Consider the following 11,346-nt stretch of genomic DNA (forward strand, 5'->3'; position numbering starts at 1 on the left):
CCTCGGCGGCGCCATCGAGGGCGTCACCGAGGCGGGCGGAGCGCGAGCCTACAGGTCGCGCGCGTCGTTCGACGGGTCGGCGTCGGGGGCGTCGCCGGACGGGTTGAGGCGGGCCGAGACGAGCGTGCGACCGTCGAGCGGCACGCGGGCCCCGGCGGCGTCGGTCGAGAAGTAGGCCTCGGCCGGGATCACGGCCGTCGCCGTCGAGCCGTCCGAGAACGCGAACTCGACGGTGGTCGGGAGCACGATCCCCCCCCGGTTCTCGACGCTGGCCGACGCGAAGCCGTCCGCGACCGTGAGCGCCGTCAGCGCCTGGTCGAACGTGTCGGTGGTGTAGAACCAGCCGCGCCAGAACCAGTCGAGGTCCTCGCCGGTCACGTCCTCGATGGTGCGGAAGAAGTCGGCCGGCTGGGGGTGCTTGTAGGCCCAGCGCTCGATGTACTCGCGGAAGGCGGCGTCGAACCGCTCTGGACCGACGACCTCGTTGCGGAGCAGCAGCAAGCCCTTGGCGGGCTTCCGGTAGGCCAGCCAGCCGAGCGCCTGCGGCCGGATCCGGTCCGGGTAGGTCACGATGGGCTGGTCGGCCGAGTACGGCTGCTGCATGAAGTCGGCCGTGGCGGGGCCCTCGGTGAGGCGGATCACGCGCGCCTGATCGGACTGTCCGTAGCCCGCGATGGTCGGGTCCTCGTTCTCGTCGTAGAAGGTGACGTTCGAGAACGTGTTGAGGTAGCTGTTGAAGCCCTCGTCCATCCAGGCGTAGCGTCGCTCGTCGCTCCCCACGATCATCGGAAACCAGTTGTGGCCCAGCTCGTGGTCGATGACGCCGAACAGGCTCATGAAGCGCGCGCCCACGCCTGAGAACTGGAACATCGGGTACTCCATCCCGCCGACGACGCCCGCCACCGAGATGGCGACCGGGTACGGATAGGGGTACCAGCGACTGTTGTTGAGGATGGACGCGCGACCGAACCGCGTCGCTTCCTCCCAGCCCGGGTTGTCGGGCGTGCCGACGCCCTCGTGCGGGTAGGCACTCATGATGAGCACGTCGTTCGTGTCGCCGTCGCCGAGGTCCACCGACGCTGTCGCCGCGTCGAGGATGAACGCCTCAGAGGCGGCCCACGCGATGTCGCGGACGTTCTCGGCGCGGAAGCGCCACGTGGTCATGCCGTCGCCGTGGTGCGCGGCGGGCGTGCCGACCTCGTCGGGCGTGATGATGCGGACGCGCTCGATGGAGCGCCGGGCCTCGGCCAGCCGCTCGCGCTGCGTCGCGGTGTAGACCTCGCGTTCGTTGAGCAGCTCGCCCGTGCCGACCACCGTCAGGGACGACGGCGCGGTGATGCTGTACTCGAAGTCGCCGTAGCCGAGGTAGAACTCGCCCTGGCCGAGGTACGGGAGCGCGTTCCAGCCCGAGACGTCGTCGTAGACGGCAACGCGCGGGTACCACTGGGCGAGTTCGTAGACCGTGCCGCGCTCGGTCTCCAGGCGCCCCATCCGGTCGGCTCCGTACTCCGGGATCACGAACGAGTACGGCACCACGATCTCGACCCGCCCGCCGTCCTCGGCGAGCGCCTCCGGCAGGTCGATCCGCATGCGGGTGTCGTCGATGACCGGCGTAACGGCCTCCCCGTCGGCGGTGACGGCGCCCAGGCGGTAGCCGCCCTCGGCGAAGGAGCCGCGCCAGCGGGAGTCTGGCGGCGTCCGCCGCGCGCCGCGGCTGTCGGGCGCGAACAGGTTCTGCTCCAGGTGCATCCAGACGTGGTCGAGCGGCTGGGGGCTGTTGTTGGTGTAGGTCAGCCGGACCGTCCCGCTGACGGTGTGGGTGGCCGGGTCGAGGGCGACCTCGATCTCGTAGTCGTTGCGGTTCTGCCAGTAGGCGTGGCCCGGCCGGCCGTCGGCATTCCGGTATGCGTTCGGCGCCGGCAGAGCGAGCGGGGCGAAGAGGGACTCGTTGGTCTCGGGCAGCGCGTCGGTCTGGGCGCCGGCGGGGCCGACGAGGAGGGCGAGCGCGGCCAGGAGGCCGGACAGGCGAAGCATGGAGCATGGGGAAGAGGATCCGCTGAACGTAGCGCCGCCGCCCAACGTATCGGGCGCCGGGCATCCCCGGGCCCGGTGCCGGGGGGCGCCCTACATCGGCTCCGCCCCCCTCGGTGCCGAGGCGGGTCGCCTCATGCCGCCGGCCTTCCCCCTGGCCCGCCTACGCCACCATGGCCCGCCGGGCGGCCTCGCGGCCGGGAGCCGTCAGCGCCAGGCGGTCGCCGGAGCGCGTCACGGCCCCGCCCCGCTCGGCCGCCCTGACGGCCCGCGCCGCGAACGACCGCTCCCAGCGGAGGTGCTCCGAGAGGTGCCCCACCCGGCACTCGCGGTCCGCCTCGGGCGTGTGCTCGTGGTGGAGCAGGTGGACCAGCAGCATCCGCTCGGCGAACGCGACGCGCTGACGCGCCCGGCGTCGCGCCTGGGCCACCAACCCGCGCTCCGGCGCGAACGCCAGGCAGACCGCGAACCACACGCCCGCCATCACCGCCATCGCCCCGGCGATCGACACGTCGAGGCCGCGCGCCAGCCAGTAGCCGCTGATCGCGCTCACGACCCCGATCCCCACCGACAGCCCCAGCAACACCGGCAGGCGATCCGTCAGCAGCCACGCCGCGGCGGGCGGGGCGATCATCAGCCCGACCACCAGGATCGAGCCGACCACGTCGAACGCGCCCACGGCGACGACCGACACGAGCGTCATCAGGGCGTAGTGGATCGCGGCGGGGGCGAGCCCCAGCGCGCCCGCGAGGGCCGCGTCGAAGGTGCTGATCTTGAGCTCCTTGTAGAACACCGTCACGAACGCGGCCACCAGCGCCAGCACGGTCCCCATCAGCCACAGCGATTGCGGCCCCAGGTCGCGCCCGCTGACCTCGAACCGCCGGATCCACGAGAACGCGGGGTCGCCCAGGAGCACCGCGTCGGTGTCGAGGTGGACGCCCGACGCGTAGCGCGAGATCAGCACCACGCCGATCGAGAACAGCGCCGGGAAGACGAGCGCGATGGCCGCGTCCTGCTTCACGAGCCGCGTCCGCCCCAGCGCCTCGATCAGGCCGACCGTCAGCACGCCGGTCAGCGCGGCGGCGAGCAGCAGCAGCGGCGAGTTGAGGTTCTCGGTCCAGAAAAACGCCAGCACGATGCCGGGCAGGATGGCGTGGCTGATCGCGTCCGACAGGAGCGCCGTCTTGCGGAGCACGAGGAACGCGCCCACCAGCCCGCACGCGGCGGCCGTGACGGCAGCGATGAGCTGGATTTCGGTCTGGGGAGTCACGGGGTCGGCGGAGAGGGTCTGTGCTCGTCAGCTGTAGCGGGTTGCATGGTCTCCCGGAAGGTCTCGCACCACGTCATGGCAGGGGACCGGAGTGGACCTCGGGGCTCCGGTCTCGCGCCAGCCGCCGAGCCTCGCCCAGCCCCTGCGCGGTCAGCCCCCAGGCGTCGCCCTGCGGCTCCACGAGCCCCTGCGCACGCAAGCGCTCCAGCGTCGGGTCGACGGCCTCGGGGCGAGCCGTCATGGTACGCAGCGTGGCGGCCGGGTGCGGGTAGAGCGGGTCAGCGTGGGTGAGGGCGAGCGTGTAGAGGTCCTCCAGCGTCCCGGCCACGCGCAGCACGCGGCGGTTGCGGCGCCCACGGAGCCACGCGGCGACGATCCCGCGACGCGGCGCGAATGCGAGGCTGCCCATCACCAGGGACGTCGCGCACAGAACGATGGTCGGGCCGGTCGGCAACCGGGCGGTGGCGCCGCTGAGGAGCGCCCCCGTCGCTCCGCTGAGCGCGCCGAACACGCCCGCGAGCACGACCACGCCCACGAGCCGGTCGGTCCACTGGCGCGCCGCCGCCGCAGGCGCCACGATCAAGGCCGACATCAACACTACGCCGACGGTCTGGAGCCCGATCACGATGGCGACCACCAGCAGCGTCGTCAGCCCGACGTCGATCAGGCGCACCGGAAACCCCTGCGACGCGGCGAAGTCGGGGTCGAAGAGGAGCAGTTTGAACTCCTTCCAGAAGACGGCCATCAGCACGACGGCGAGGGCGCCGAGGCCCGCCATCGTCACCACGTCGCGTCCGACGAGCGCGGCGGCCTGCCCGAACAGGAACGTGTCCAGGCCCGCCTGGCTGGCGTCCGGCTGCGCCTGGATGTACGTCAGCAAAACCATCCCCAGACCGAAGAAGACCGACAGCACGATGCCCAGCGCGGCGTCGTACGGGATCCGGCTGCGCGTCACGACGAGGCTCACGCACAGCGTCCCGACCCAGCCCGCCAGCCCGGCGCCCACGACCAGCACCAGCGGCGCCTTGCTGGCCGTCAGCAGAAACGCCAGCGCGACGCCGGGGAGGGCGGCGTGGCTGATGGCGTCTCCCAGGAGGGACTGCCCGCGGAGCACGGCGAACGCCCCCAGCGACCCCGAGGAGAGGCCCAGCACGGCCGCTCCCAGGGCGACCGTCCGCAGCGTGTAGTCGAGTTCGAACATCAGAGGGACGGGGGACGCGGGGTGGGGGGGGCGGGGGACTCCGCCTCGGCACCGAGGCGGGCGGGGTCTCCGCTCCTGGCTCCCGGCCCGCCGGTCCCGAGCCCCGCCTGGAACGGCACTCGACCGCCATAGGCGAGGCGCAGGTTGGCGTCGGTGAACACCTCGGCGACCGGCCCGGCCGCGATCCGGCGCACGTTGAGCAGCAACACCCAGTCGAAGTACTCGGGCACCGTCTGGAGATCGTGATGGACCACCAGCACCGTCTTGCCCTCCTCCCGGAGCCGCTGGAGCAGCGCCACGATGGCCTTTTCGGTCGTCGCGTCGACGCCCTGGAACGGCTCGTCCATGAGGTAGACGCGGGCGTCCTGCACGAGGGCGCGGGCCAGGAACACGCGCTGCTGCTGGCCGCCTGAGAGCTGCGCGATCTGGCGGTCCGCGAAGTCCGCCATGCCGACCTGCTCCAGTGCCTCCGACGCCCGCGCGCGCTCCTCGGCGCCGGGCCGCCGGATCCATCCGAGGCGACCGTACGTGCCCATCAGGACCACGTCGAGCACGCTCGTGGGGAAGTCCCAGTCGACGGAGCCTCGCTGAGGCACGTAGGCGATATCGCGGCGGCGCTCGGCGAGCGGGGCGCCCAGCACTTCCACGCGCCCGGCGGCCGTCGGCAGCAGGCCCAGGATGGACTTGATGAGGGTCGTCTTCCCCGCCCCGTTCGGCCCGACGATCGCCATCAGCACGCCCTCGGGCACGACGAGGTCGATGTCCCACAGCACGGGCGCGTCGCGGTACGCCACGGTGAGGTCGGCGACGTCGATGGCCGGCGTCGTGCGTGGGGCGTGGAGCATGGGGTCAGTCTGTGCCATCGGTGCTCAGAGAAGAATCATAGTCGAGACCGGGCTCGCGGAGCGTACGCCCGGTCTGCTTCTGGATCAGGCCCAGCGCGAGGCGGATCACGTCAGAGAGGATCTGGATGCGATCGGTAGCCACCTCGTCACCGAGTCGGTGTCGTGCCTTGTGATACCAGTCCCGTGCCTCGCGAGCCGAGTGCGCACACGTAGAACCGAGCGCGGTCTTTTCCGCTCCCTCGCGAGTAGCGCTCAGCGACGTTCGCGCTGATCGAGCCAATGGCACGGTAGAGTTGGTCTGCGATCCGTCGGGTCCGTCCATCGCGGTGGAGGACCGTGACGTCCTCCCACGCGAGGTCCCCGAGCCAGAGATCGAGGCGGTACAGGCGGAGGCCCCACAACCGGTCACGCCGAATCGCATCGGACACCGAAGAGGCCCACGCTTCGAGCCGTTGATCGTACGTCGCCATGGATTCTGGGGCTCGTCCCACGCCCTACGACCCATCGGCGCGGAGCGCCGAGACGATCGTAGACACGTTGTGGCGGATCATGCCCTCGTAGGTCCCCTCGGGCGAGCCGGGGTCGCCGAGGGCGTCGGAGAAGAGGTTGCCGCCGATCTCGACCTCGAAGCCGCGCGCCCGGACGGCCTGGAGGACCGCCTGGATGTTGCGCGGCGACACGCTCGTCTCCACGAACATCGCCGGGATGCGCCGCTCGGCGACGAACGCCGCGAGGTCGCGCACGTCGGCCGTGCCCGCCTCGGTGGCCGTCGAGAGGCCCTGGAGGCCGCGGACCTCGAAGTCGTAGGCCTGCCCGAAGTAGTTGAACGCGTCGTGGGCCGTGACGAGGACGCGCTGGCCATCCGGTACGGTGGCGGTCTGCTCGCGCACCCACGCGTCGAGGTCGGTCAGCCGCGCCTGGTAGGCCTCCGCGTTGGCGAGGTAGGTCTCGGCGTGCGTCGGGTCCATCGCGATGAGCGCGTTGGCGACGGCGGTTGAGACGCGGCGCCAGAGCGACACGTCCATCCAGACGTGCGGGTCGAAGGCGCCCTCGAACTCGGGCGGGGCGAGCAGGCTCTCCTCCCCGATCACCTCGGCGACCGGCTCGGCCACGATGCCGCGGCTCTCGACCTGCTCCAGCACCTCGCCCATCTTGCCCTCCAGCTCCAGGCCGTTGTAGATCACGAGGTCCGCGCCGACGAGCCGCGACACGTCGCTCTCGCGCGGCCGGTACAGGTGCGGGTCGACGCCCGGCCCCATCAGGCCCTCCACGGTCACGCGGTCGCCGCCGATCTCGCGGACGAGGTCGGCCAGCATGCTGGTCGTGGCGACCACCTCGACCTGCCGCTCGGCGACGGGGCCGTCGGCCGGGCCCGTGGCGGGGCCGCAGGCGGCGAGCAGGAGCGAAGCCGCGACTGACATCATGCCCGCCCGTGTCACGGATCCCCGGGTGCATGCTCGGACCGCGCACCGCGCGACACGCCCCGGGCGGGAGATCGCGGTCCTGGTTGTGGCCTCAGAGGTGCAGCGGGTCATCGGATGTCGTCGAGGAAGAGGAACGGGGCCGCCTCGGCGCCGAGGCGTGCGGTGTCGCCGGCGCGGTCGCCGGAGAGGAGGCGGACGGTCACGGCGCCGTCGTCGGCGACGTCGGCCAGCTGGAAGCGGACGCCCGGGTACAGGCCCGCCGCGCCGACGGCCCGGAGGAGCGCGCCGTCGTGGTCGGACACGCGGGCGACGGTCGCCTCCTGTCCTGCGTCGAGGCGGGCGAGCGGAAGGAGGTCGCGCTCGTCGAGCACGAGGTCGGGCGTCGGGATGGGCGCCCCGTGGGGGTCGTGCGTCGGGTGGCCGAGCGCGGCGTCCATGCGGGCTTCGAGGTCCTCGGAGAGGACGTGCTCCCAGGCCTCGGCCTCGTCGTGGAGGCGGTCCCACGGGACGCCCAGCGCCTGGTGGAGGTAGGTCTCGACGAGGCGGTGGTGGCGGATCGTCTCGACGGCGATCAGCCGTCCCGCCTCGGTGAGCCGCGCGCCCTGGTACTTCTCGTGGTCCACCAGCCCCGACGCTGCCAGCTTCTTCAGCATGCCCGTCACCGACGCTGGGGCGACCCCCAGCCGCTCGGCCAGCGCGGACGTCGTCGCGGCCTCGCCGGTGCGGGCGAGCGCGTAGATCGTCTTGAGATAGTCCTCGACGGCGGGAGACGGCACGGGAACCTGGTTTAGGCAAGGCTAATTTAGGCTGTCCTAAACCGATCCCCGCCCGATGTTCCGCGCTGCCGCACTCTTTCTGGTCGCTGCCGGCGCCGCGGCGCAGACGCTGGTCGAGAGCCCGGACGCGACGCCGGGGGGGCGCCTCGGCCTGGAAGCCGCCGTCCAGGTCGCGCTGGACGCCGCCGTGGACGTGTCCGGCCCCGAAGCCCTCGTGCTGGTCGGCCTCGGGCGCGGCGTGGAGGCGCGGATCGGGTTTCCCGACGTGGTCGGCCTCGACCTGCGCGGCGAGCCTGCCCGCGGCCTGGGCGACGCGGCCCTCGGAGTGAAGGTCTAGACGGGCCGCGTGGCGGGGTGGCGAACCGGCGTGCTCGCGGAAGTCTCCCTCCCCACCGGGTCCGACGGCGTCGGAAGCGGCACGGCGGCGCCGGTCGTCCTGCTCCTGGCAGCCCGCGAGGTCGGCCGCGTGGAGATCGGCCTGATGGCCGAGGGGACCTGGAACCCCGTGCCCGGCCGCGCCGACGGCGGCGGCGGGGTCCTCGTCTCGACAGCCTGGGGCCCTCTGGGCGCCTTCGCCGAGGCGCTCGCCGGGACCTCGCCCGACGGAGCAGTCGGAGTGCTCCATCAGGGGCTCGCGCTGGCTCTCCGCCCGACGCTCCAGGTCGACGCGCGGCTCGGCATCGGGCTCACCGAGGCCGCCCCGGCCGTCGTCGCCGGCGCAGGCCTCCGCGTGACGCTCTGACTACTCGGAGGGCAGCACGATGTCGCCGCCTTCGCCGGGCTCCAGGTCGAGGACGGTGCCCTCGGGGAGTTCGGTGATCGAGATCACGTCCAGCGACGCGCTGTCGACGGTCATCTCGATGAGGGCGCCCTCGGCCAGCTCGTCGAGGAGGCCGGGGACCTTGACCCGCATCGGCATCTGCATGGCGGGCATCCGGTCGGGGATCGCCTCGTGGTTGACGAGCATCGCGGCGCCGTCGTACATGGGCTGGAGGTAGACGCCGCGCAGCATCAGCGAGGCCGGCCGGGTGCCCGGCGCAGGCCGCGGCGACTCGGGCAGGTCTGGCAGGTCCGCGGTGACGGGAGCGTCGGGGGCGGACGGGGCGTCCGGAGCAGACTCGGGCGCATCGCTGCAAGCCACGAGGCCGACGCAGAGGACGAGGGAAAGCAGGAACGGGGAGCGCATGGAAAACGGGACGAGCGGGGGACGGAAGGGCCGACCGGCGGTCGTGCGAGGCATGCACGCCGAACCGCCTCTCGGGTTCTGCGACTACTCCTCGAACGACGAGCCCTCGGGGTTGAGGGCGAACCGGAACGCGAGCCGCGGCGCCCCGCCCGGACTCTCCATGACCGACTCCACCTGGAGTTTCGCGTAGCCGCGGCCGTCGGCGAGGCGGAGGAGGAGCACCCGACCGAGGACGGGCACGATCTGGCCGTCCGTCTCGCCCAACAGTCCCTCGCCCGGCCCGGTGCAGACGGCGCGGGGCGGCCCCGAGAAGCACGGCGAGTCGCCGTCGCGGCGGTAGGCGACGTCCTCGCGGAGGGCGTCGGTCACGGACGTGAACGGGGTCGCGAGGACCACCCCGATGGCGGTGCCCGGACCGCTGGAGCCGCCGTTGAGGCGGACCTCGGCGCCGTCGAACGCGAGGTCCCACTGCGTCGTGGCGGCGGCGCTGGCGGGCAGCACCGCGGTGGCGCCACGGGCCGCGGCGCGGAGCGAGACGTAGGTCGGGCCGTCGCCGATCTCGACGCCCGCCACCTCCCCTTCGAAGATCGCTGCCGGGTCTCCGCCGTCGCACCCTATGAGGCCCAGGACGAGCAGGAAGGCCAACAAGCGAGACATGGAGCGAGGGGTGGGGGGCAGGAGGCTACCGCTCGCTGGCGCGCTCGGCAGGGCAGAATGCGGACGCTACCTGCCGAACTCGTTCGAGAGCCGCTCGACGTACGCCTCCCAGAGGGTCCGCGGCTCCGCGGCCTCGGACTCGACGAAGCCGCAGTCGCCGCAGACGGTGAACCGGAGCGGGACACGCACGGGCTGCTTCATCATCTTCGCGTTCGGCTTCTTGTGGATGCCGACGGCCAGCTTGGGGCCGCCGTAGCCCTCGGCGTAGAGGAAGGCGTCCGGGATGAGCGCGTCGGAGCCGCAGCGCGTGCAGTGGGGCGTGATGGCGGGGTCGGTCTCGGGCATGGGTCAGTCGAGGTCGTTGGCAAGGCGGTCGATGTGGGCGTCCCAGAGTGCGGCGGGGTCGGCCGCGTACACCTCCACGAAGCCGCAGTCGCCGCAGACCTGCGCCCACGTGCCGACCCGAACCTCCCCCTTGAAAAGCAGTGCCTCCGGGCGAACCTGCAGGCCCAGCTCCGACTCGTGCCGATGATTGTTCTGCCCCCGGTCCACGACGCGTACGTCCGGGATCATGGCGTCCGCGCCGCACTTGAGGCAGCAGGGCGTGAAGGAGGGATCGGTCTGGGGCACGGAGGGCGTGGGTGCGGGTGAGGCGAGACGCGGAGGTCGAGCCACCGATGGTCTCCAGAGGCGGAGCGGCTACAGGATCGCCGTCCGGAACGTGTCGTCGGCGCGGACGGAGCGGGCGAAGGCGGCCAGCAGCGCGACCGTGTGCTCGACGTCGCGGAGGTCGACGGTCTCGACGGTCGAGTGCATGTAGCGCATCGGGATGGAGACGAGGGCGCTCGGGATGCCGGAGCGAGAGGTGAAGATGACGTCGGTGTCGGTGCCGGAGTAGCGGCTCGACGACTCGTGCTGGAGGGGGATGCCCTCCGCCTCGGCCACTTCGACGAGTCGCTCGACGACGGCCGGGTGGTTGACGGTGCCGTGCGTGACGGTCGGGCCGCCGCCGAGGGTGACCTCGCCGTGCTTGGCCTTCTCGATGCCGGGCGAGTCGGTGGCGTGCGTCACGTCCAGCACGACGGCCACGTCGGGGCGGATGGTGTGGGCGGCCATCTTGGCGCCGTTGCCGCCGATCTCCTCCTGGACCGCGTTGAGCGCCTTGACGGTCGCCGCGGGCTTCTTGCGCGTCGCCTTCAGCTCGCCGAGGACCTGCGTGAGCACGAAGCCGCCGAGGCGGTTGTCGAGCGCCCGGCCGCAGACGCGCGTCTCGGTCAGCATCTCGGCCGCGTCCGCGTAGACGGCCGGGTGGCCGACGCGGAGGCCGAGCGCGGCGACCTCCTCCTTCGACGAGGCGCCGACGTCCACGAACAGGTCCTCCACCTTGGGCACCTTCTCGTCGGACGAGCGGTCACGGAGGTGGATGGCGGTGTTGCCGAGGATGCCGGGCACGGGGCCGTTCGTGCCGAGGAACATGAGGCGCCGGGCGCGGGCGAGGGCGTGGTCGCTGCCGCCGATGCGGTCGACGCGGAGGAAGCCGTCGTCGGTGACGTACTTGATGGCGAAGCCGATCTCGTCGGCGTGGGCCTCGAAGAGGACGGTCGGGGCGCCCTTCTTGCCGTCGCGCGTGGCCCAGGCGTTGCCGTAGGCGTCGCTCTCGACGCGGTCGGCGCGGGTGGCGGCGCGGGCGGCCCAGAGGCGCTGGCCGGGGGCCTCGAAGCCCGTCGGCGAGGGCATCCGGAGGAGGTCGAAGAGGAAGGCGCGGTCGTCGTCGGTGATGGGCATGCGGAACGGGATCCGGGTGGGTCGGGGGAGGAGGCCTCAACGCGCGAGGTGTCGGACGGGGTTTCGGGGCGAGGGAGCCCGCCTCGGGACTGAGGCGGGGGATCTGGTGGAGCAGGCGGCGGACCGGGTGCGCGGTGCCTTTGATCGGGTGCGCGGTGCCTTCGATCGGGT

At 72.4% G+C, this 11,346-nt stretch carries 15 protein-coding genes; 2 read left to right on the forward strand and 13 right to left on the reverse strand.

The window, feature by feature from the left end:
• Positions 1-48: 48 nt before the first annotated feature.
• The 8 genes from B1759_RS05195 to B1759_RS05225 all read right to left on the reverse strand — a co-directional run bounded on the left by B1759_RS05195 (position 49) and on the right by B1759_RS05225 (position 7,547).
• Entirely contained in the window at positions 49-2,034 is a 1,986-nt protein-coding gene (locus B1759_RS05195) for a M1 family metallopeptidase (RefSeq protein ID WP_095513969.1), read from the reverse strand.
• A 160-nt stretch (positions 2,035-2,194) separates the two neighbouring features.
• The gene (locus B1759_RS05200; RefSeq protein ID WP_095513970.1) at positions 2,195-3,301 is read right to left on the reverse strand and encodes a metal ABC transporter permease; all 1,107 of its coding nucleotides are present in this window, start codon (positions 3,299-3,301) and stop codon (positions 2,195-2,197) included.
• Between the two features lie 73 nt (positions 3,302-3,374).
• Complete coding sequence (locus B1759_RS05205) at positions 3,375-4,502, reverse strand: metal ABC transporter permease (RefSeq protein ID WP_095513971.1); 1,128 nt, start codon at positions 4,500-4,502, stop codon at positions 3,375-3,377.
• On the reverse strand, positions 4,502-5,347 hold the full coding sequence (locus B1759_RS05210) for a metal ABC transporter ATP-binding protein (RefSeq protein ID WP_095513972.1): 846 nt from the start codon (positions 5,345-5,347) through the stop codon (positions 4,502-4,504). The genes B1759_RS05205 and B1759_RS05210 overlap by 1 nt, the downstream gene beginning before the upstream one ends.
• A gap of 4 nt (positions 5,348-5,351) precedes the next feature.
• A complete protein-coding gene (locus B1759_RS19925; RefSeq protein WP_198948755.1) occupies positions 5,352-5,489 on the reverse strand; it encodes a hypothetical protein in 138 nt (45 codons plus the stop codon).
• A 4-nt stretch (positions 5,490-5,493) separates the two neighbouring features.
• The gene (locus B1759_RS20515) at positions 5,494-5,817 is read right to left on the reverse strand and encodes a four helix bundle protein (RefSeq protein ID WP_198948756.1); all 324 of its coding nucleotides are present in this window, start codon (positions 5,815-5,817) and stop codon (positions 5,494-5,496) included.
• 24 nt (positions 5,818-5,841) lie between these two features.
• Entirely contained in the window at positions 5,842-6,771 is a 930-nt protein-coding gene (locus tag B1759_RS05220) for a metal ABC transporter solute-binding protein, Zn/Mn family (protein ID WP_233134388.1), read from the reverse strand.
• A gap of 107 nt (positions 6,772-6,878) precedes the next feature.
• Positions 6,879-7,547: a metal-dependent transcriptional regulator gene (locus tag B1759_RS05225; RefSeq protein ID WP_095513973.1), complete on the reverse strand. Its 669-nt coding sequence runs from the start codon at positions 7,545-7,547 to the stop codon at positions 6,879-6,881.
• 55 nt (positions 7,548-7,602) lie between these two features.
• Between B1759_RS05225 and B1759_RS05230 the strand changes: the two genes are divergently transcribed.
• A complete protein-coding gene (locus B1759_RS05230) occupies positions 7,603-7,884 on the forward strand; it encodes a hypothetical protein (protein WP_095513974.1) in 282 nt (93 codons plus the stop codon).
• A 30-nt stretch (positions 7,885-7,914) separates the two neighbouring features.
• Complete coding sequence (locus B1759_RS05235; RefSeq protein WP_143537271.1) at positions 7,915-8,289, forward strand: hypothetical protein; 375 nt, start codon at positions 7,915-7,917, stop codon at positions 8,287-8,289.
• On the opposite strand, the gene B1759_RS05240 is transcribed toward B1759_RS05235, so the two are convergent.
• The 5 genes from B1759_RS05240 to B1759_RS05260 all read right to left on the reverse strand — a co-directional run bounded on the left by B1759_RS05240 (position 8,290) and on the right by B1759_RS05260 (position 11,175).
• Positions 8,290-8,733: a copper-binding protein gene (locus B1759_RS05240; protein ID WP_143537272.1), complete on the reverse strand. Its 444-nt coding sequence runs from the start codon at positions 8,731-8,733 to the stop codon at positions 8,290-8,292.
• Positions 8,734-8,817: 84 nt separating this feature from the next.
• Positions 8,818-9,390, reverse strand: a complete 573-nt coding sequence (locus tag B1759_RS05245) for an HmuY family protein (protein ID WP_095513977.1) — start codon at positions 9,388-9,390, stop codon at positions 8,818-8,820.
• A gap of 66 nt (positions 9,391-9,456) precedes the next feature.
• Positions 9,457-9,735 (reverse strand): hypothetical protein, encoded by a 279-nt coding sequence (locus B1759_RS05250; protein ID WP_095513978.1) that lies wholly within the window; start codon positions 9,733-9,735, stop codon positions 9,457-9,459.
• Between the two features lie 3 nt (positions 9,736-9,738).
• The gene (locus B1759_RS05255; RefSeq protein ID WP_095513979.1) at positions 9,739-10,020 is read right to left on the reverse strand and encodes a hypothetical protein; all 282 of its coding nucleotides are present in this window, start codon (positions 10,018-10,020) and stop codon (positions 9,739-9,741) included.
• Positions 10,021-10,089: 69 nt separating this feature from the next.
• Positions 10,090-11,175: a M42 family metallopeptidase gene (locus B1759_RS05260; protein ID WP_095513980.1), complete on the reverse strand. Its 1,086-nt coding sequence runs from the start codon at positions 11,173-11,175 to the stop codon at positions 10,090-10,092.
• Positions 11,176-11,346: the final 171 nt, after the last annotated feature.

This window comes from Rubrivirga sp. SAORIC476 (genome assembly GCF_002283555.1).
Taxonomy (GTDB): Bacteria; Bacteroidota; Rhodothermia; order Rhodothermales; family Rubricoccaceae; genus Rubrivirga.

Coding starts and splice junctions, on each gene's coding strand:
- B1759_RS05195 (WP_095513969.1), bottom strand. CDS start 2,034: ATGCTTCGCCTGTCCGGCCTCCTGGCCGCGCTCGCCCTCCTCGTCGGC.
- B1759_RS05205 (WP_095513971.1), bottom strand. CDS start 4,502: ATGTTCGAACTCGACTACACGCTGCGGACGGTCGCCCTGGGAGCGGCC.
- B1759_RS05210 (WP_095513972.1), bottom strand. CDS start 5,347: ATGCTCCACGCCCCACGCACGACGCCGGCCATCGACGTCGCCGACCTC.
- B1759_RS20515 (WP_198948756.1), bottom strand. CDS start 5,817: ATGGCGACGTACGATCAACGGCTCGAAGCGTGGGCCTCTTCGGTGTCC.
- B1759_RS05220 (WP_233134388.1), bottom strand. CDS start 6,771: ATGATGTCAGTCGCGGCTTCGCTCCTGCTCGCCGCCTGCGGCCCCGCC.
- B1759_RS05230 (WP_095513974.1), top strand. CDS start 7,603: ATGTTCCGCGCTGCCGCACTCTTTCTGGTCGCTGCCGGCGCCGCGGCG.
- B1759_RS05240 (WP_143537272.1), bottom strand. CDS start 8,733: ATGCGCTCCCCGTTCCTGCTTTCCCTCGTCCTCTGCGTCGGCCTCGTG.
- B1759_RS05245 (WP_095513977.1), bottom strand. CDS start 9,390: ATGTCTCGCTTGTTGGCCTTCCTGCTCGTCCTGGGCCTCATAGGGTGC.
- B1759_RS05250 (WP_095513978.1), bottom strand. CDS start 9,735: ATGCCCGAGACCGACCCCGCCATCACGCCCCACTGCACGCGCTGCGGC.
- B1759_RS05260 (WP_095513980.1), bottom strand. CDS start 11,175: ATGCCCATCACCGACGACGACCGCGCCTTCCTCTTCGACCTCCTCCGG.